At 56.1% G+C, this 18,060-nt stretch carries 17 protein-coding genes; 8 read left to right on the forward strand and 9 right to left on the reverse strand.

What is annotated here, in order from left to right:
• Positions 1-29 precede the first annotated feature (29 nt).
• Positions 30-1,412, reverse strand: coding sequence for an amino acid permease (locus ACMYSN_RS01290; protein WP_462496701.1), 1,383 nt, complete (start codon positions 1,410-1,412; stop codon positions 30-32).
• Between the two features lie 178 nt (positions 1,413-1,590).
• Positions 1,591-2,541: a DUF1471 family protein YdgH gene (gene ydgH / locus ACMYSN_RS01295; protein ID WP_462496702.1), complete on the reverse strand. Its 951-nt coding sequence runs from the start codon at positions 2,539-2,541 to the stop codon at positions 1,591-1,593.
• A 519-nt stretch (positions 2,542-3,060) separates the two neighbouring features.
• On the opposite strand from ydgH, the gene pntA reads away from it, so the two are divergent.
• The 3 genes from pntA (at position 3,061) to ACMYSN_RS01310 (ending at position 6,325) form a co-directional block, all read left to right on the forward strand.
• A complete protein-coding gene (gene pntA / locus ACMYSN_RS01300; protein WP_123754551.1) occupies positions 3,061-4,590 on the forward strand; it encodes a Re/Si-specific NAD(P)(+) transhydrogenase subunit alpha in 1,530 nt (509 codons plus the stop codon).
• A gap of 10 nt (positions 4,591-4,600) precedes the next feature.
• Positions 4,601-5,989 (forward strand): NAD(P)(+) transhydrogenase (Re/Si-specific) subunit beta, encoded by a 1,389-nt coding sequence (gene pntB / locus ACMYSN_RS01305; RefSeq protein WP_462496703.1) that lies wholly within the window; start codon positions 4,601-4,603, stop codon positions 5,987-5,989.
• A 147-nt stretch (positions 5,990-6,136) separates the two neighbouring features.
• Positions 6,137-6,325 carry a YdiH family protein gene (locus ACMYSN_RS01310; protein ID WP_123754549.1) on the forward strand — a complete coding sequence of 63 codons (189 nt, stop codon included), beginning with the start codon at positions 6,137-6,139 and terminating at the stop codon, positions 6,323-6,325.
• 137 nt (positions 6,326-6,462) lie between these two features.
• On the opposite strand, the gene uspE is transcribed toward ACMYSN_RS01310, so the two are convergent.
• The 3 genes from uspE to ogt form a co-directional block, all read right to left on the reverse strand.
• A complete protein-coding gene (gene uspE, locus ACMYSN_RS01315; protein ID WP_462496704.1) occupies positions 6,463-7,413 on the reverse strand; it encodes a universal stress protein UspE in 951 nt (316 codons plus the stop codon).
• Positions 7,414-7,550: 137 nt separating this feature from the next.
• Positions 7,551-8,303 carry a fumarate/nitrate reduction transcriptional regulator Fnr gene (fnr, locus tag ACMYSN_RS01320; protein WP_004862555.1) on the reverse strand — a complete coding sequence of 251 codons (753 nt, stop codon included), beginning with the start codon at positions 8,301-8,303 and terminating at the stop codon, positions 7,551-7,553.
• Between the two features lie 195 nt (positions 8,304-8,498).
• Positions 8,499-9,014: a methylated-DNA--[protein]-cysteine S-methyltransferase gene (ogt, locus tag ACMYSN_RS01325; RefSeq protein WP_462496705.1), complete on the reverse strand. Its 516-nt coding sequence runs from the start codon at positions 9,012-9,014 to the stop codon at positions 8,499-8,501.
• Positions 9,015-9,150: 136 nt separating this feature from the next.
• Between ogt and ACMYSN_RS01330 the strand changes: the two genes are divergently transcribed.
• The gene (locus ACMYSN_RS01330; protein WP_462496706.1) at positions 9,151-9,417 is read left to right on the forward strand and encodes a hypothetical protein; all 267 of its coding nucleotides are present in this window, start codon (positions 9,151-9,153) and stop codon (positions 9,415-9,417) included.
• A 230-nt stretch (positions 9,418-9,647) separates the two neighbouring features.
• On the opposite strand, the gene abgT is transcribed toward ACMYSN_RS01330, so the two are convergent.
• From abgT to ACMYSN_RS01345, 3 genes are read right to left on the reverse strand one after another with little or no spacing between them, the layout of a single operon-like run.
• The gene (abgT, locus tag ACMYSN_RS01335) at positions 9,648-11,174 is read right to left on the reverse strand and encodes a p-aminobenzoyl-glutamate transporter (RefSeq protein WP_462496707.1); all 1,527 of its coding nucleotides are present in this window, start codon (positions 11,172-11,174) and stop codon (positions 9,648-9,650) included.
• A 59-nt stretch (positions 11,175-11,233) separates the two neighbouring features.
• Positions 11,234-12,679 carry a M20 family metallopeptidase gene (locus ACMYSN_RS01340; protein ID WP_462496708.1) on the reverse strand — a complete coding sequence of 482 codons (1,446 nt, stop codon included), beginning with the start codon at positions 12,677-12,679 and terminating at the stop codon, positions 11,234-11,236.
• Positions 12,679-13,989 (reverse strand): M20 family metallo-hydrolase, encoded by a 1,311-nt coding sequence (locus tag ACMYSN_RS01345; RefSeq protein WP_462496709.1) that lies wholly within the window; start codon positions 13,987-13,989, stop codon positions 12,679-12,681. Before ACMYSN_RS01345 ends, ACMYSN_RS01340 begins: the two co-directional genes overlap by 1 nt.
• Positions 13,990-14,155: 166 nt before the next feature.
• Here ACMYSN_RS01345 and ACMYSN_RS01350 point away from each other — a divergent pair, with 166 nt between their 5' ends.
• Together ACMYSN_RS01350 and smrA are read left to right on the forward strand one after the other, a co-directional pair.
• Entirely contained in the window at positions 14,156-15,067 is a 912-nt protein-coding gene (locus ACMYSN_RS01350; protein ID WP_154143898.1) for a LysR family transcriptional regulator, read from the forward strand.
• Positions 15,068-15,166: 99 nt separating this feature from the next.
• Positions 15,167-15,730 carry a Smr/MutS family protein gene (gene smrA / locus ACMYSN_RS01355; protein WP_462496710.1) on the forward strand — a complete coding sequence of 188 codons (564 nt, stop codon included), beginning with the start codon at positions 15,167-15,169 and terminating at the stop codon, positions 15,728-15,730.
• Here the strand turns inward: smrA and ACMYSN_RS01360 are convergent.
• Entirely contained in the window at positions 15,727-16,533 is an 807-nt protein-coding gene (locus tag ACMYSN_RS01360) for an IclR family transcriptional regulator domain-containing protein (RefSeq protein ID WP_123754540.1), read from the reverse strand. The two genes, smrA and ACMYSN_RS01360, sit on opposite strands and share 4 nt — an antisense overlap.
• A gap of 167 nt (positions 16,534-16,700) precedes the next feature.
• Here ACMYSN_RS01360 and ACMYSN_RS01365 point away from each other — a divergent pair, with 167 nt between their 5' ends.
• Entirely contained in the window at positions 16,701-17,387 is a 687-nt protein-coding gene (locus tag ACMYSN_RS01365) for a 3-oxoacid CoA-transferase subunit A (RefSeq protein ID WP_154143897.1), read from the forward strand.
• A 10-nt stretch (positions 17,388-17,397) separates the two neighbouring features.
• The gene (locus ACMYSN_RS01370) at positions 17,398-18,054 is read left to right on the forward strand and encodes a sugar phosphate isomerase family (protein ID WP_462496711.1); all 657 of its coding nucleotides are present in this window, start codon (positions 17,398-17,400) and stop codon (positions 18,052-18,054) included.
• Positions 18,055-18,060: the final 6 nt, after the last annotated feature.

Raw genomic sequence — 18,060 nt, forward strand, 5'->3', positions numbered from 1 at the left:
TCCATTGAGTTAAGCGGCAGGGCAACCGCTTACCCCACCAGCATCCACGTTGCCGGTACGGCGGCAACCAGTAAAAAAGCAATTAAGGCTAATTCACGGCGTTTAAGCATGCGATCGTGCTGGTGCGTACGGCGCGCGTACAGGAAAACCAGAAGACCCGGAGCGTAAAGTATCACTGACAATAATAAATGCACAGGGCCGGATGCATATAATAACCATAAGCCATAAATGCAGGCGCCGACACCCACTACCTTATGTACCGGGCGTACGGCAATCTTCAGCAGGAAGGCGCCAACCAGGAAGTAGGGGACCAGAATCATCTCGGAGGCGATGGTCAGCAGCGTATTGTAATCTGACTTAGTCAGCCAGATCAGCACCAGCGACAACTGGACGCTGATATTGGTCAGCCACAGGGATGACGATGGGGCATTATTTTTGTTCTGCCGGGCAAACATCCGCGGAAATGCTTTATGCGTGGCGGCCAGCCACGGGACTTCCGCGGCCATAATGGTCCAGCTCAGGTACGCGCCGCAGACGGAAACAATCAGCCCGGCGGCAATCACCACTTCGCCCCAGGAGCCCATCATTTTCACCATCAGTCCGGCCATCGACGGGTTGCGCATTTCGGCCAGTTCAGGTCGGGCGACCACGCCCAGCGACAGCAGCGTGACCAACAGGTATACCGCCAGCGCGGAGAGCACCGCCAGCAGCGTAGCCCGGCCGACATCCTGCTTGTTGCGGGCACGGGCGGAAACCACTACCGCGCCTTCGACGCCGATAAACACCCACAGGGTGATGAGCATGGTGTTTTTGACCTGTTCCCAGACCGGTACGCCGAGCGCTACGCCGCTGAAATCAAGCTTAAAGGTCTCGAGGCGAAAAGCCATGATAGCGAGGACCACAAAAGCACCGAGCGGGATCAGTTTGGCAAGCGTGGCAATCAGGTTAATTCCCGCCGCGGTTTGTACGCCGCGCAGCACCAGGAAGTGCACCACCCACAGCAGCAGCGAAGCGCCGACGATCGCCTGCCAGGTATTGCCGTTACCAAAAATAATATGGTCAGGGGTATCGGTGAAGAAGCTGAGTGCGGCAAAGACAATCACCAGATAAGAGACGTTGGCGATCACCGCACACAGCCAGTATCCCCACGCGGAACAGAAACCGATCAGTTCACCAAAGCCTTCGCGGGCATAGGTGAAAATACCGCCGTCCAGCTCGGGGCGAATGCGGGTCAGCAGCAGCATCGCAAAGGCGAGGAATAAAATGCCCATGCCGGTAATTGCCCAGCCGATCAGCAGGGCCGAGGGACTGGCAACGGCCGCCATATTTTGCGGCAGGCTGAACACGCCAGCGCCCAGCATGGAGCTCAGTACCAGGGCAGTCAAGGCGCTGAGGCCCAGTTTCTTTTCCATTGTATTCCCGAGGTGACAGCAGTGAATCAAGAATATTTATTTGGCGAAATCGCATAAAAATGGAGGATTGCGCTAAGGCGCGGGATTTTACGGAGTGTCTTGTGTGCATGCAATGGTGAGGGGTGAAAAAAAACAAAAAGGCGGCAGGGTGCCGCCTTTTTAGCCAGAACAGGTGCGATTATTTATACAAATCTGCGCTGATGGTGATGTTGCCACCACGTTCCTGCCACTGGCGGGTGATGTGGTAGTACTTGGCACCTTTCTTCGCGGCACGTTTCGCGGTCTGGTAGGAAATTTCGGTCATGTTGCCGTAGTTCCCAGTGAACTTAATGCTGTCGAATGGCGCCATCTGCGCCGCGGTGATCTTGTTCACTTCCTCGACTTTAGTACCGTCCGGCAGGGTGACAGTGTAACGTCCGCCTTTTGACGACTGGGTTTCGAAGAAGCGACCGACACCGGTACCAGCACCGACCGCAGCGGTGGTAGCAACGCCCGGGATTTCAACGTTTTTCGCAGCGCTCCCGCCTTCAGCCAGCGCAGCACGTCCGGCTTCAGAATCTGCCGGAATGGCATCCGGGCTCTGCAGCACGCGTTTTTTGGCGTCGGCTTTATAGATATAGGCGGTGATACGCTGGTTGCCGCCCTGGTTGGCATCAACCTGACGGACGATAAAGAAGGATGCTGCACCCTTGGCTTTTGCCGCTTTGGTGATCGCATCATTCACTTCTGGCTGGCTGCGATAGAAGCCCTGCACGGTTACGGTATCGAAAGGTTCCAGCTCAACCGCCTGGTCTTTCGGCAGCTCCATCACGCCGTTGATAACGCGGTTTTTAGGTGCATCGGCCTGCGGGGCATTGTCTTTGTAGAAATCGGCCGTGACGCGCCAGTTACCGCTGTTGCCATAATCAGAAGTGTCGACAACATAAAACGAGGCCGCGCCTTCTTTGTCCGCTTTGCGGGACATTGCTTTTACTGCATCGCCAATCGCCGTAAAACGACCCGTGATCACCACCCGATCGTAGGGTTTTAACGCCGTTGCCTGCTCCGGAGTCAGCTCGGTCGCTGCATGGGCTGACAATGCCGTCGTAGCCAGAAGAGCAGACGCCAGGAGTGAGTTCTTAAGCTTCATAAAAATAATCCTTTGCCTTGCGCAAACCATGTATTGGTATTGTTGTTGACTGATAACACTCGATTATTGCATTTAAAAGGCGCGACTGTCTGCGTCATTTTTTGTTGACCGCCCGAAAGGTGCGTCACAGAAACATAACAAATTGTGATATGTTGAAAAAACAGCCGCTTGACCAGCAAAATTGATAATAGATACCACTTTTATAAGTTAATGTAATGTTAATTCCTTGTTTAAGTCGGCGGTTAATGGTGTGTAAACGCTTCAGTTAAGCGAATTATCAGGCCTGGTTATAAAATTAAGGTAAATATTGCTGCCTGACACGGTTCACGGTGAGTTTTACCAATAAAATCAAAATTTCTGTTTTATCGCTGTAGATCACAATCGGTATTTTCAGTAGGTTATAAAAAGTTTGTTACTGTTTCATTTATCTATCGATGAGGTCGCCATGGCGTTGTTGTCATGACCCCTTATCGGTGAGAAGAAGAAAACCATCATCAAAAACCGATGGAAGGGAAAACTATGCGTATCGGGGTACCAAAAGAACGGTTTGCCAATGAAACCCGCGTAGCCGCCACGCCGAAAACGGTGGAGCAGCTACTGAAACTCGGGTTTACCGTCGCTGTTGAAAGCGGTGCGGGCCAGCTGGCAAGTTTCGATGACGACGCCTTTATTCAGGCGGGGGCTGAAGTGGTGGCGGGTGCCGAGGTCTGGCAGTCGCCCATTATTCTTAAGGTGAATGCACCTGAAGAACATGAAATTGCGTTGCTGAATCCAGGCACGACGCTGGTGAGCTTTATCTGGCCAGCACAAAATCCTGAATTAATGGCGAAGCTGGCTGAGCGCAATATTAACGTCATGGCGATGGATTCGGTGCCGCGTATTTCGCGTGCCCAGTCGCTGGATGCGTTAAGTTCAATGGCTAACATCGCCGGCTACCGGGCGATTGTGGAAGCGGCCCATGAATTTGGTCGTTTCTTTACCGGTCAGATCACCGCCGCGGGAAAAGTGCCGCCGGCCAAAGTGATGGTGATCGGCGCCGGCGTGGCCGGACTGGCAGCTATCGGTGCGGCGAATAGCCTCGGGGCGATCGTTCGTGCCTTCGATACCCGTCCGGAAGTGAAAGAACAAGTGCAGAGTATGGGCGCCGAGTTCCTTGAGCTGGACTTTAAGGAAGAGGCCGGCAGTGGCGATGGCTATGCCAAAGTCATGTCTGAAGCCTTTATCAAAGCGGAAATGGCGCTGTTTGCCGCCCAGGCAAAAGAAGTCGACATTATCGTCACTACCGCGTTAATCCCAGGCAAACCGGCTCCGAAGCTGATTACCCGCGAAATGGTCGACTCCATGACCGCCGGTAGCGTCGTGGTCGACCTGGCCTCGCAGAATGGCGGTAACTGTGAATACACCGTCCCTGGCGAAGTGGTCACCACCGCCAACGGCGTGAAGATCATCGGTTACACCGACCTGCCGGGCCGTCTGCCGACGCAGTCCTCCCAGCTGTACGGCACCAACCTGGTCAACCTGCTGAAACTGCTCTGCAAAGAGAAAGACGGCAACATCACCATCGACTTTGACGACGTCGTCGTCCGCGGCGTGACCGTCGTGCGTGAAGGCGAAGTGACCTGGCCGGCACCGCCGATTCAGGTTTCCGCTCAGCCGCAGGCTGCCGCGAAGACCGTAGAGGCGCCTAAAGAGCCAGAAAAGCCGGCTTCACCGTGGCGCAAATACGCGCTGATGGCGCTGGCGATTATTCTGTTCGGCTGGCTGGCTAACGTCGCACCGAAAGAGTTCCTCGGACACTTCACCGTGTTTGCGCTCTCCTGCGTGGTTGGCTATTACGTGGTATGGAACGTTTCCCATGCGCTGCATACGCCGCTGATGTCGGTCACTAACGCCATTTCAGGGATTATTGTTGTCGGGGCATTGTTGCAGATCGGCCACGGTGGCTGGGTCAGCTTCCTGAGTTTTATCGCGGTGCTGATCGCCAGCATTAATATTTTTGGTGGTTTCACCGTTACTCAGCGCATGCTGAAAATGTTCCGCAAAGGATAAGGGGTAACACATGTCTGGTGGATTAGTTACAGCTGCATACATTGTTGCCGCGATCCTCTTTATTTTTAGCCTGGCAGGGCTGTCCAAACACGAGTCATCTCAGCAGGGCAACTACTTCGGTGTTGCCGGGATGGCCATTGCGCTGATCGCCACCATTTTGGGGCCGGACAGCAGCAACGTCGGGTGGATCCTGCTGGCGATGGTTATCGGTGGCGCGATCGGTATCCGTCTGGCGAAGAAAGTCGAAATGACCGAAATGCCGGAGCTGGTGGCGGTTCTCCATAGTTTCGTCGGTCTGGCGGCGGTGCTGGTGGGCTTTAACAGCTACCTGCAGCATGAAACCGGTATGGAACAGATTCTGGTCAATATTCATCTGACCGAAGTGTTCCTTGGCATCTTCATCGGTGCGGTGACCTTCACCGGTTCGATCGTGGCGTTTGGCAAGCTGTGCGGCAAGATGTCTTCTAAACCGCTGATGCTGCCGAATCGCCATAAGCTGAACCTTGCGGCACTGGTGGTTTCCTTCCTGCTGCTGGTGGCCTTTGTCCGCACCGACAGCACCGCTACTCAGGTGCTGGCGCTGCTGGTGATGACCGTTATCGCTCTGGCCTTTGGCTGGCACCTGGTAGCCTCCATCGGTGGCGCAGATATGCCGGTAGTGGTGTCGATGCTGAACTCCTACTCTGGCTGGGCGGCAGCGGCGGCAGGCTTTATGCTGAGCAACGACCTGCTGATCGTCACCGGTGCGCTGGTGGGGTCGTCAGGGGCGATTCTCTCCTACATCATGTGTAAGGCGATGAACCGTTCGTTCTTCAGCGTTATTGCCGGTGGTTTTGGTACCGATGGTTCCTCAACCGGTAGCGATGAGGAAGTGGGTGAACACCGCGAAATCAGCGCCGAAGATACCGCTGAAATGCTGAAAAACTCGCACTCGGTGATCATCACCCCAGGCTACGGCATGGCGGTGGCGCAGGCGCAGTATCCGGTGGCTGAGATTACCGAACGACTGCGCGCTCGTGGCATCAAAGTTCGTTTTGGTATTCACCCGGTTGCCGGTCGTTTACCTGGACATATGAACGTGCTGCTGGCGGAAGCGAAAGTGCCGTACGACGTGGTGCTGGAAATGGATGAGATCAACGATGATTTCACCGACACCGACACCGTGCTGGTTATCGGCGCGAACGACACCGTTAACCCGGCGGCGCAGGACGATCCGAAGAGCCCGATTGCCGGCATGCCGGTACTGGAAGTGTGGAAAGCGCAGAATGTGGTGGTCTTTAAGCGTTCAATGAATACCGGCTATGCTGGTGTACAGAACCCGCTGTTCTTTAAAGATAATACCCATATGCTGTTCGGTGATGCGAAAGCCAGCGTGGATGCCATCCTCAAAGCACTGTAATCCATCATCGTCCTAAATACTCTTTAATTATGAAGCCGTCTCTGCTGAGACGGCTTTTTCATATATACAGCAAGGCCATTAATTGCTCATAAAACCATCACCCGGAGTGCTATACTAAACCTGTTTTTTCATCATACTGAGGATATTATGGATACCGAATTAACCCCCGCACAAATGGCCATCGAGTTCCTGCGTCGTGACCCAACGGCTTTAACCCCCGCACAGTACCTGAAAAAATTCAAACTACTCGAGCTGGAATTTGCCGATCTGATGTCTCTCTCCGCACTTGAACTGAAAGAAGAGATCGATCACGCGTGGCGTTTAGGTATTCATTAACAGCAGCATGGCTGTAGTATCGCGATGAACGGGGCCGGAAGGCCCTTTTTTTATGCCAGCAGGGTTGAGTGACGAAAAAAATATCCCCCGCCGGAGCAGGGGATACAGTGACGTACACCGGTAATTCAGCGGTGATATTAATCGTCGTCTTCGTCGTCAATTTCAACCGGGGTTTTATATTGTTCCGGCTTGAGTACCAGCAGATCGCAGCGTAGATGGTCGATCACCTGCTCGGCGGTATTGCCGAGAAACGCCGCCGATATCCCGGTACGCCCGACGGTACCTAACACGACAATCCCCGCCTGCAGATGCTCAGAGAGATCAGGGATCACCTCTTCAGGTAACCCTTTCTCAACGTGGGTGCGGTTTTCGTCAATGCCAAATTTTTGTCGCAGCGCTTTCATTGCCAGCAGATGCTGGCCGCGAATCGCGTCGTTGTAGATACTCGGGTCAAAATCGGGAAGTTCAATGGCGATGTTGATTGGGGTCACCGGATAGGCACCAACCAGATGGACTTCGGTATGGTTGACCTGGTCTGCCAGCTCCAGCGTCTCTTTGACTAACTTCTCGTTTAACGCGTCGTGATAGTTTTCTTCACTGGCAAGGTTCACCGCCACCAGCGCCTTGCCGCCTTCCGGCCACGGCTGATCCTTGACCATCCACACCGGGCAGGGACATTTGCGCAGCAGATGCCAGTCGGTAGGAGTGAAAATCACCGCCTCCAGCTTGTCATGCTGGTGCGCCATCTTCAGCAGTAAATCGTGTTTGTCGGTGAGGATCTCCTGGATAATGGCTTCGAAGGGTCGATTGTGCCACACCACTTTAATGTCGATCGGAATACCGGACTCAATATAAAACCGCGCCTGCTCTTTGATCCAGGCACTACGTTGACTGATGACACCCTGACGCATCGCCGTACGCTCGTCGGGCGATAGCAGCGTGGTCATCTCATAGGAAAAATCATAGATCGGCAAAAAGGCTTTGATGCGTCCACCAATCCGTTGGTGTAGATACACCGCACGCCGCAATGCAGGCTGGTCGTCCTGATTGGGGTCGATTACTACCAGCATGTTCTGATACTTCGCCATACAGGGTCTCCTTACAACTGTAACCACAGTCTGTAATTAAAAAGATAACCTATATGAATGAAATGAAACAGGGGATGACCCTTGCCAGATCAACAAATCAGAAAAAATTAGCGGTCTGGCAAGGGAAAAACGAAGGGTCAGGCGACGTTGCGGGCCTGGCCTGCGAGTTGCGCAAGCAGGTCGCTGTTCTCGATGGTGATGTATTTGCCTTTTACTGCCAGCATACCGCTTTTCTGGAAACGGCCCAGCAGACGGCTGATGGTCTCTACCGTCAGACCCAGGTAGTTACCGATATCGCCGCGGGTCATCGTCAGGCGGAACTCACGAGGCGAGAAACCGCGCTGCGCGAAACGACGGGACAGATTGTAGATAAAGGCCGCCAGGCGCTCTTCTGCATTCTTTTTGGAAAGCAGCAGAATCATATCCTGATCGCCCTTAATCTCGCCGCTCATCAGACGCATCATCTGCTGACGCAGGTTCGGCATTTTTCCGGAAAGATCGTCCAGCGTTTCGAAAGGAATTTCGCAGACCATTGAGGTTTCCAGCGCCTGCGCAAAGCTCGGGTGCAGTGCGGTGCCAATAGCATCAAAACCGACTAAATCGCCCGCCAGGTGGAAACCGGTAATCTGTTCGTCACCTTGTTCGGTGATCGTGTAGCTCTTGATGGTACCAGAACGGATCGCATACAGAGATTTCAGCTCATCACCAGCTTTGAACAGGGTCTGTCCTTTCTGGATAGGCTTTTTACGCTCGATGATATTATCCAGCTGATCAAGCTCGTGCTCGTTCAGAGTAAAAGGGATGCAAAGCTGGCTAATGCTGCAATCCTGACAATGGATTGCGCAACCGCCAGACTGAATGCGTCGAATAATTCTCTTTTCTGGGATCATAAGTCTGCTCAAGCCTTAATTGATATTGGTCAATTTTAACATCTTTTTGGTGAGCAGGTAAGTCTCGAACCGGTGAAACACGTAATATTAAAAGGGTAAATGCAATATTACTTTTATCTTATTGATAATAGGCAATATGTTTACCCTAAATTGATTGTAAAGTTGCCGGATGATTCCGATAAAAGGCACAGAGCGCTAAAGCAGCAAATACCCTTCATGGCGCAATAACCACTCTTTGCGCTGCACGCCACCGGCATAACCGGTCATGGTGCCGTTACGGCCTATTACCCGATGACAGGGCACGACGATACTGATCGGATTGGAGCCATTGGCGGCACCCACCGCGCGGGCAGCACCAGGGCGACCTAATGTTTCAGCCAGCTGACCATAATGCATGACGTGTCCGCAGGGGATAGTGCGCAGGGTTTGCCAGACTTCACGCTGAAACGGGGTGCCCGCCGTGGCCGTGGGTAAGGTGGCAATGACATCGAGGTCGCCGGCAAAGTAGGCGTCGAGCTTACGACTTAAGCCACCGGGGTCACGGGTTGATACACGTTGGTAGCTTTCGCCGCGATAGTGCAGATCCAGCAACTGCTCCATACGCTCACTATGCTCTTCCCATTCAACGGCGCGCAGGCGGAACTGCTCGTCACAGATAATCCATAATGGCCCCAGCGGGGTGTCAATTTTGTCCTGAAGCAGTACCAGCATCGTTTCTCCCGATCGTCTGTGCCGCATAATAATCGCGGCAGTATCACAACAAGATATCACGTCGTCTTTACCGGCAACTATACTCCTGAAAGAGAATCACCAGCACGGTGATGAAGGGCGTTACCTGGGGAAGAAAATGGCGCTATTTTTCAATCTTGAGTCGTCTTCGAAAACCGATTACTGGCACCATATATTCATGCCGGTGATGTTTATTTTTGTATTAATTACGCCGCGCGTAGGCAAAGGGTTTTTGTTACTTTTGCTTCGCGGCGAATTCCCCTGTGCGGAGGAGCGTCCTGTTCATTTTTCTCTGCAGTTTGTCATACGCACGCGAATTAGTGAGAACGGGCTAATTCACCGGGAGGCACCCGGCGCCGTCAATAAATATACAGGCATTCCTTGAGTCAATTATTTTGCCAACACCTCGGTGTTGGCATTTTTTTGCCAACCTAAAAGGTAACGATATGCAATACATTCTGACTGGGATTGTAATCTTAATTATCAGTGCGTTGTTGATTAACGCTGCCTCTATGATGGTCGAGTCTGTTTATAAGACGCTGAAAGGCATGCAGTTTAAGAAGAAGCATTTTTGATTCTGATGGTGGCCAGACGCTGGCCACCTCGTTCTTTCCGTTAGTGCAGACGCGGGTAAATGCCCGGACCAATCGGTAAACCCAGCCAGTACCACGCCACCAGCATCAGCAGCCAGACCGCGAGGAATATCAGCGGGTAGGGTAGCACCAGCGAATAGTAGGTCCCGAGTTTTGCATCCGCGCGATAGCGTTGCAGGAAGCCGAGAAACAGCGGGACGAACGGCGATACCGGCGCCAGAGGCAGCACCGAGGAGTCGGCGATGCGAAACAGAATCTGCGCAAAGGCCGGGTGAAAACCGAGCAGCATAAACATCGGCACAAAGATCGGCGCCAGAATGGACCAGATTGCCGAACCGCTGGCAATAAACATGCACAAAAACGCCGACAGCAGTGCCAGACCCACAAAAGCCGGAATGCCGTTTAATCCAGCGTGCTCCAGCAGGTCAGTCAGTCCCACCGCCATAAATTTCCCCATATTGCTCCAGTTGAAAATGGCAACAAACTGGGCCAGCGGGAACACCATCACGATAAATCCGGCCATCTCTTTCATCGGCTCGATCATTAACGGCGGTAAATCGGCCTGACGACGAATTTTCCCGGTGGCGATACCGTACGCCAGGGAGACGAAAAAGAAGAAAAAGATGATCAGCGGCACAATGCCTTTAATAAACGGTGAGGGCATGACCGTGTGGGCGACGGGATCGCGCAAAATGCCGCTCTCCGGCACCACCATAATGGCAATCAGGCCGATAAACACCAGCGCCGCAATCCCGGCGACCCGCAGGCCAAACCGTTGCTCCGGCGTCAGCGCCTGCAGGGCGTCCTCGCTGCGGCCTTCCCATTTCCCCAGCCGCGGCTCGATAAGCTTATCGGTGATCAGGCCACCCACCAGGGTCAGCACGATCACCGAACTGGCCATAAAGTACCAGTTATCGATTACGCTGACGTGCAGCGAGCCATCGAGGGTTTTTGCCGCCTCGGTGCTAATTCCGGACAGCAGCACGTCGGTGGTGACGATCAGCAAATTTGCGGTAAACCCGCAGCCGACGCCGGCAATCGCCGCCAGCAGTCCGGCGACCGGATGCCGGCCAACGGCCAGGAACATCAATGCCCCCAGCGGCGGCATAATCACCAGGGCGGCGTCAGACGAAATATGGCTGAAAAAGGCGATAAACAGCACCATATAGCTGGCATAGCGCGCGCTGACGTGGGAGGCCATTTTGACCATCAACGCCGGCAGCAGGCCCACCCGTTCGGCAAGCCCGGCGCCGAGCACCAGCGCGAGAATCGCTCCGAGAGGAGCAAAACCGCTGAAGTTCTTGATAACGTTAGGCAAAAACCAGTGCAGCCCTTCAATGCTCAGCAGGTTCTTCACCGCGACGGTGGAACCGTCCGTCGGGTTAATCACGCTGACATCAAAGGCCGAAAGTGCGGCGGTAGCCAGCGCCAACGCCACGATCAAATAGATAAACAGCAAAAAAGGGTGCGGGACCTTATTCCCGACCTTCTCAACCCAGCCATAGAGCTTCCCGGTGGGGGAAGGCGACGGTATGGATGACATACTCATGGGCATTCCTCAGTCGTCGTTGTGTTGGTTGTTATGTTGTTGTGTTGGTTATTGTTTTATTATTTTAAAGGTGACGGTGTCACACTTTGCGGGATCGGGCAGTGATAAGGCCGCTCCGCTAACTGCTGCGCCAGTTCTTGCTGACTGGCTTGTCGCAGCGCCGGGTCGCCGAGCAGGCGAATGGCCGTCGCCCCCAGCACTTTCCCCGCCAGCAGCATGCCCTTGTGGGCAATGGCGGTTCGCCCCTGGCTCACCAACTGCCAGCTGTGCAGCGGCGTCCCGATGGCAAAACAGGGGCTGAAGCACTGGGCGACCGGGGCTTTCCAGCTGACATCGCCCACGTCGGTTGATCCTGCCAGGATGTTGTCGGTTGCGTTCCAGGGGGCGACTTCGTCTGCCAGCAGGGCGTCGCGATGGCGGCGGGCAAAGTTTTTTCCCGCTTCACCGCCGGTAATAGCGATATTGTTCAGGCTGTTGGTGCGGTCGTTTTCGCGAAGGGTCGCGCGGATCTCGCTGGCGAAGGCGCGATCCTCCTCGCTCCATGACGGGGTGCCAAAGTGGCAGACCGCCTCATACATTGCCGCTTCCAGCGTGCGATTCGGCAGATATCCGGAGCAGGCTTTTTCGAAGCGGCAACTGACGGTGGTCTCGGTCATCAGCGCGGCGCCCTGAGCTATTTTTTCGATACGGGCGTAGATCTGCTGCACGTCCGCCATCTCCGGCGCGCGAATCAAATAGAGCACTTCTGCCTGCGCCTGTACCACGTTTGGCGAAATACCGCCGCTGTCGGTGATGGCGTAGTGGACGCGCGCTTTCTCAATGATGTGCTCGTTGAGGAAGTTAGTGCCGGTGGTCATCAGGGTGACGGCATCGAGGGCACTGCGGCCAAGATGCGGCGAATTAGCGGCATGAGCGGCGGTACCGCTGAAGCGCCAGGCCGCCTGAATATTGGCCAGCGTGCTGGTGCTGAACATGCCGGCCCAGGCTTCCGGATGCCACGTCAGGGCGGCATCGACATCGTCAAACAGCCCCTCGCGAACCATAAAGGTTTTGCCGGAACCGCCTTCTTCGCCAGGGCAGCCGTAGAAACGCAAGGTGCCGCTGCCGCCATGCTGTTGTAGCCAGTTTTTGCCGGCCACGGCGGCGGCAAAGGCGGCGGTGCCCAGCAGGTTATGTCCACAGCCGTGGCCATTTTCACCCGGCGTGTCACTGGTCTGATGCGCGCAGTGCGCCTGCTGGCTCAGTCCCGCCAGCGCATCATATTCTCCCAGCAGGGCGATAACCGGTTTGCCGTGACCGACGCTGGCAATAAAGGCGTTGGGGATCCCGCCGGCGTCAAGGGTAAGCTGAAAACCTTCGGCTTCGAGCGCCGCCGCCAGCCGCCCGGCGGACCAGAACTCTTCAAAGCGTGTTTCCGGGTGATCCCAGATCTCATCGGCGATGGCGCTAAACTCAGCCGCGCGTGCATCGATGGTCTCATCGACAAAGCGATAGATATTCTCCATTACACACCTCGCTGCCAGGGAAAATTAAGGGCGGTGAGCGCTAAGGTTTCAACGGCCATGGCCATAACGTTCTCATCGAAATCGAACCGCTCGTTGTGATGCCCGGCGCTGAGTTCGGTGCCAAAAATCATGTACGAGGCCTGGCCGTTCTGCTCCTGCACCCGGGCCATCATCAGGGTGGCATCTTCCGAGCCAGCCGGAGCGGCGATACGGTCGATGGCCTGTTCAACCCCCGGGACCTGGGCGGCCTGTTCGCGCAGATAGTTGACCCATGCCGGTGAAGGCGCGCTGGAGGTAGCGGCCCCCATCAGCCGGACGTTGACGCTGGCGCCGTACATCGCCGCGGCACCGTCGATCACCGCCTGTGCCCGCTCAAAGACATACTGGTTGATGGCTTCGGTTTCACCGCGGGTTTCGACTTTGAGCAGGGCGCCGGAAGGGACCACATTGCGGCCGGTACCCGCCTGCATCACCCCGACGTTGACCCTTGAGGCCCCCGCGCTGTGTGGGGCGATAGCGTGCAGACCAAGTGCTGCTTGGGCGGCGGCAAGCAGGGCGTTTCGACCGTCTTCCGGTTTGCCGCCCGCGTGCGCCGCGACGCCGGTGAACTCAACGTCGAATTTGGTGGTCGCCATGAAATTATCCCCGCCGCACACCACCGTGCCGACCGGTACGCCGGTGCCGATATGGATCGCGGTGAAGTAGTCGACGTTGTCGAGCACCCCCGCCGCGACCATTGCCCGCGCCCCGCGGGTGCCTTCTTCGGCTGGCTGGAAGATCAGTTTAATCACCCCGTTTAGCCGGTCGGCATAGTGCTTCAGCACGTGGGCCAGTCCGAGGCCAATTGCGGTGTGGCCGTCATGGCCGCAGGCGTGCATCATCCCCTGATTGCAGGAGGCAAAATGCTCGCGGTACGGGCGGTGATGGTCATCGGTCTGCTCGTTCAGATCGAGGGCGTCCATATCGACCCTAAAGGCCAGCGTCGGTCCGGAGCGCCCGGTATCCAGGGTCGCGACCACCCCGGCGAATCCGCCTTCAAAGGCGCTCAGCCACGGCTCCGGCGCACCCTGTTCACGGGCGCGTAAAAAGGCGCTGGCGAGGGTCGCCTCATCCGGCAATCCCATTCGGCTCCCGGCATCGATGACATCGCGGCCCAGCGCCAGGTCATAGCCCAGCCGATGTAAGATCTCAGCGACCTTGCTGGCGGTACGAAACTCGAGCCAGCCGGACTCGGCATAGTGGTGTAAATCGCGACGCCATTGCGTCATTTCCGGCACCAGCTGGCGGATGTATTCATTGAGTAGCGGCATAACCAGGTCCTGTCATATTTAAAAATGTGATGTTGTTCACGGTGTGATAGCTTTTACTTATCACTGGCGGGTTTTTCGTCAGCACATTCTTACGTTGCCACAACAGTTTGCATTACAGTAGATGCCATTTTCTTCTGTTTGATAAACAACGGTTATCACCACGACGATGTCTTTTCAGATTAAATTTCATCAAATTCGCGCCTTCGTTGAGGTCGCCCGCCAGGGCAGCATTCGCGGTGCCAGCCGCACCCTGGCGCTGTCGCAACCGGCGTTGACCAAGGCGATCAAAGAGCTGGAAGAGGGACTGTCGGCTCAGCTGTTCGTGCGCCGCAGCCAGGGGGTATCGCTGACGGAGAATGGCGAAAGCTTCTATCAGCATGCCAGCCTGATTATCGAGGAGTTGCGGGCAGCGCAGGAGGATCTGCTGCAACGCCAGGGGGCGCTGACCGGGCAGATTAATATTGGCCTGGGCGCCAGCGTCGCGCGTTCGCTGATGCCGTCGGTGATTTGCCGTTTCCATCAGCAGCATCCGCTGGTGAAGGTGCGGATCATGGAAGGCCAGCTGCTGTCGATGATCAATGAACTGCGTCAGGGCGAACTCGACTTCACCATCAATACCTACTATCCCGGCCCCTACGACCACGAATTTAGCTTTGAAAAGCTGTTTGAAAAGCCGTTTGCGGTTTTCGCCCGCACCGGGCACCCTGCGGCGCAGGCCACCTCCATCGATGCGCTGCTGGACTACAGCTGGACCATGCCGACGCCGCGCGGCAGCTACTTTAAACAGCTTCAGGATCTGTTCAGCCACCGGGCGCAGATCCCCCACGTCGGCATCGTGTGCGAAACCTTCTCCTCATGCATCAGCCTGGTGGTGCAGAGCGATTTTCTCAGCATTTTGCCGGTGGAGTTGGGAAGCGATCCGATGATTGCCGACAAGCTGGTGATGATTAACGTGCGCGAAACGTTGCCCAAAGCGACCTATTACCTGATCCAGCGGCGGGATATGCGCCAGACTCCGCTGACCGCATCGCTGATCACCCAGTTTCGTCGCCAGAGTCGTCACCAGTTTCCTGACTGAAGCGCCGGGGTTCACTTTGCCAGCGGTTGTCGACAAACGCATTGAGCCGCCAGGGCGCGGCGGCTATAGTAGCCCTCGGTAGTAGCCGGAGGAGTGCTCATGAATCTTGACGACAAATCGCTATTTCTTGGCGCCATGGAAGATGTCCAACCGCTGAAGCGCGGGAATGACGTGCGCTGGCATCCCGAGCGCAATAGCCGCCCGGTGCAGCGTCTGGATATCCTGCAGCTGGATAACATGCTCACCACCGGTTATCTCGATATTGTGCCGCTGGCGACGCCTCTGGAATTTAAACGCGAAGGGCTGCAAAACGGCGTGCTGGACAAGCTGCGGCTGGGGAAATATAGCCAGCAGGCCAGCCTGAATCTGCTGCGCCAGCCGGTCGAACAGTGCCGGCAGATGCTGTTTGCTTTTATCGTGCAGGCGCAAAAAGAGGCGTTGCGCAACGTGCTGATCGTCCATGGCAAAGGGCGGGAGGATGACGCCCACGCCAATATCATTCGCAGCTACCTGGCGCGCTGGCTGGTCGAACTGCCCGAAGTCCAGGCGTTCTGCGTGGCCTCAGCGCACCATGGCGGCAGCGGGGCGTGCTACGTGGCGTTGCGCAAATCCGCTGAGGCGAAGCAGGAAACCTGGGAACGTCACGCCAAACGCAGCCGCTAGCGCAGTAACAGCGTCAGCTCCCGGGCCGCTTTTTGCAGCTCGGGCAGCACACGTTCAACCATCTCCCGGGTAGACACCTGCCCGGCATGTACCCCGACGTTGAGCGCCGCCTGAACCTGACCCTGCGGGTTGAACAGCGGCACCGCCAGCGACCGCAGCCCCATCTCCAGCTCCTGATCGTTGAGCGCATAACCCTGCTGGTGCACGCGCTTGAGCTCGGCGCGCAGCTTATTCACCGAATCCACCGTCTGCGGGGTATAGCGAATCATCGTCACCCGCGCCAGCATATCGTTCAGCTTCTCTTCCGGCTGGTGGCTTAACAGCACCCGGCCCATCGAAGTAGCCCAGGCCGGCAGACGGCTGCCAATGTCGAGGTCGATGGTCATGATCCGCGAGCTGGAGGCGCGGGCAATGTACAGAATATCGTCGCCGTCGAGGGTGGCGATAGAGCAGGACTCGTTGAGCATCTCGCTCAGGTGCTTGAGCACCGGCTGCGCCGAGCGCGCCAGCGGCGTAGAGGCCAGCCACGCGTGACCGAGCGCCAGAATACGCGGGCGCAGCTGAAAATTCTTACCATCTTCCGCGTAGACAAAACCCAGCTTACCCAGGGTGTACAGGCAGCGACGCACCGCCGCACGCGGGATCCCGGTCTTCTGACTGATTTGCGAGATCGACAACACCGGGCGCTGCGGGGTAAAGGCCTGAATCACTTCCAGCCCGCGAGCCAGTGAGGCCATAAAGTTCGGATCGCCCTTAAACGGATCGCTATCGCCCGTCAGAACATCGTCTGGATGCTTCTCCATTTTCTTCTCCATATTTGCCATCGATCACATTCTTTCGTTAAAGATATACGATGTTCGATTATCGCACCATATTTCGATTATCGCCCTTGACCAACATCGTTAAGCGGGTCACATTTTGTGCGAACAACGCATATAAGTGCGATTACCGCACATAAAGGAGCGACCTGATGATTGATAAAAGCGTGTCGACGCTAAGCGATGCCATCGCCGGGATTCACGACGGCGCGACCATCATGATCGGCGGCTTTGGCCCCGCCGGCCAGCCAACGTATCTGATTGATGCCCTGATTGAACAGGGCGCCCGTGACCTCACCATTATTAACAACAATGCGGGAAACGGGGAAGTTGGCCTCGCGGCGCTGCTGAAGGCTGGACGGGTGAGAAAGATGGTGTGCTCTTTCCCGCGTCAGGTGGATTCACAGATTTTTGACGACCTGTACCGCCGCGGCAAAGTCGAGCTGGAGCTAGTCCCGCAGGGCAATCTGGCCGCACGGATTCAGGCCGCTGGCGCCGGGCTGGGGGCGATTTTCACCCCGACCGGGTACGGTACGCCGCTGGCGGAAGGCAAAGAGACCCGCGAAATTGATGGCCGCCACTACGTGCTGGAATATCCGATTAAGGCCGATTTTGCCCTGATCAAAGCCCATCAGGCGGACCGCTGGGGCAACCTGGTGTATCGCAAAGCGGCGCGTAATTTCGGGCCGATTATGGCGACCGCCGCCAAAACCACCATTGTGGAAGTCTCCGCGCTGGTAGGCCTTGGCGACCTTGATCCGGAAAACGTCATCACCCCGGGGATTTTTGTTCAGCGCGTCTTCTCGCTGGAAAACCTGAACGTTGCACTACGCGCCTGAGGAGCCAGACATGCAAAAACTAACCCGCGATGAAATGGCCCAGCGAGTCGCTCGCGATATCCCGGAAGGGGCCTATGTCAACCTCGGCATCGGTTTACCTACCCGCATCGCCAACTACCTGCCGAGCGATAAAGAAGTGTTCCTGCACAGCGAAAATGGCCTGCTGGGGATGGGCGCTCGTCCCGAACCTGGCGAAGAAGATCCGGAGCTGATTAACGCCGGTAAAGAGTACGTGACGCTGCTCAAAGGCGGCTGCTTCTTCCACCACGGCGACTCCTTCGCCATGATGCGCGGCGGCCATCTCGATATCTGCGTACTCGGCGCTTATCAGGTCTCTGCTTCCGGCGATCTCGCCAACTGGAGCACCGGTGCCCCGGATTCGATTCCGGCGGTGGGTGGGGCGATGGATCTGGCCATCGGCGCACGTCAGGTCTTCGTGATGATGGACCACCTGACCCGCGACGGCGAATGCAAACTGGTTGAACACTGCAGCTATCCGCTCACCGGCGTGGCCTGCGTCAGCCGGATTTACACCGACCTGGCGGTGATTGACATCACCCCGACCGGACCGGTCGTCCGGGAAATTTTTAACGGTCTCTCGTTTGAGGAACTGCAGCGCATCACGCCGGTGACGCTGACGTTCGAACTTCTGGCAGAAAGCGCGTAAGGAACC

This window comes from Klebsiella sp. R445, from assembly GCF_051131755.1.
Lineage (GTDB): Bacteria > Pseudomonadota > Gammaproteobacteria > Enterobacterales > Enterobacteriaceae > Klebsiella > Klebsiella lignicola.

Bases quoted from the DNA above. Each gene is read 5' to 3' on its own strand.
- ACMYSN_RS01310 (WP_123754549.1), top strand. From the start codon at position 6,137: ATGGATACCGAATTAACCCCCGCACAAATGGCCATCGAGTTCCTGCGT.
- ACMYSN_RS01290 (WP_462496701.1), bottom strand. From the start codon at position 1,412: ATGGAAAAGAAACTGGGCCTCAGCGCCTTGACTGCCCTGGTACTGAGC.
- ACMYSN_RS01365 (WP_154143897.1), top strand. From the start codon at position 16,701: ATGATTGATAAAAGCGTGTCGACGCTAAGCGATGCCATCGCCGGGATT.
- smrA (WP_462496710.1), top strand. From the start codon at position 15,167: ATGAATCTTGACGACAAATCGCTATTTCTTGGCGCCATGGAAGATGTC.
- ACMYSN_RS01345 (WP_462496709.1), bottom strand. From the start codon at position 13,989: ATGCCGCTACTCAATGAATACATCCGCCAGCTGGTGCCGGAAATGACG.
- abgT (WP_462496707.1), bottom strand. From the start codon at position 11,174: ATGAGTATGTCATCCATACCGTCGCCTTCCCCCACCGGGAAGCTCTAT.
- pntB (WP_462496703.1), top strand. From the start codon at position 4,601: ATGTCTGGTGGATTAGTTACAGCTGCATACATTGTTGCCGCGATCCTC.
- uspE (WP_462496704.1), bottom strand. From the start codon at position 7,413: ATGGCGAAGTATCAGAACATGCTGGTAGTAATCGACCCCAATCAGGAC.
- ogt (WP_462496705.1), bottom strand. From the start codon at position 9,014: ATGCTGGTACTGCTTCAGGACAAAATTGACACCCCGCTGGGGCCATTA.
- ACMYSN_RS01330 (WP_462496706.1), top strand. From the start codon at position 9,151: ATGGCGCTATTTTTCAATCTTGAGTCGTCTTCGAAAACCGATTACTGG.
- pntA (WP_123754551.1), top strand. From the start codon at position 3,061: ATGCGTATCGGGGTACCAAAAGAACGGTTTGCCAATGAAACCCGCGTA.
- ACMYSN_RS01350 (WP_154143898.1), top strand. From the start codon at position 14,156: ATGTCTTTTCAGATTAAATTTCATCAAATTCGCGCCTTCGTTGAGGTC.
- ACMYSN_RS01360 (WP_123754540.1), bottom strand. From the start codon at position 16,533: ATGGAGAAGCATCCAGACGATGTTCTGACGGGCGATAGCGATCCGTTT.
- ACMYSN_RS01370 (WP_462496711.1), top strand. From the start codon at position 17,398: ATGCAAAAACTAACCCGCGATGAAATGGCCCAGCGAGTCGCTCGCGAT.
- ydgH (WP_462496702.1), bottom strand. From the start codon at position 2,541: ATGAAGCTTAAGAACTCACTCCTGGCGTCTGCTCTTCTGGCTACGACG.
- ACMYSN_RS01340 (WP_462496708.1), bottom strand. From the start codon at position 12,679: ATGGAGAATATCTATCGCTTTGTCGATGAGACCATCGATGCACGCGCG.
- fnr (WP_004862555.1), bottom strand. From the start codon at position 8,303: ATGATCCCAGAAAAGAGAATTATTCGACGCATTCAGTCTGGCGGTTGC.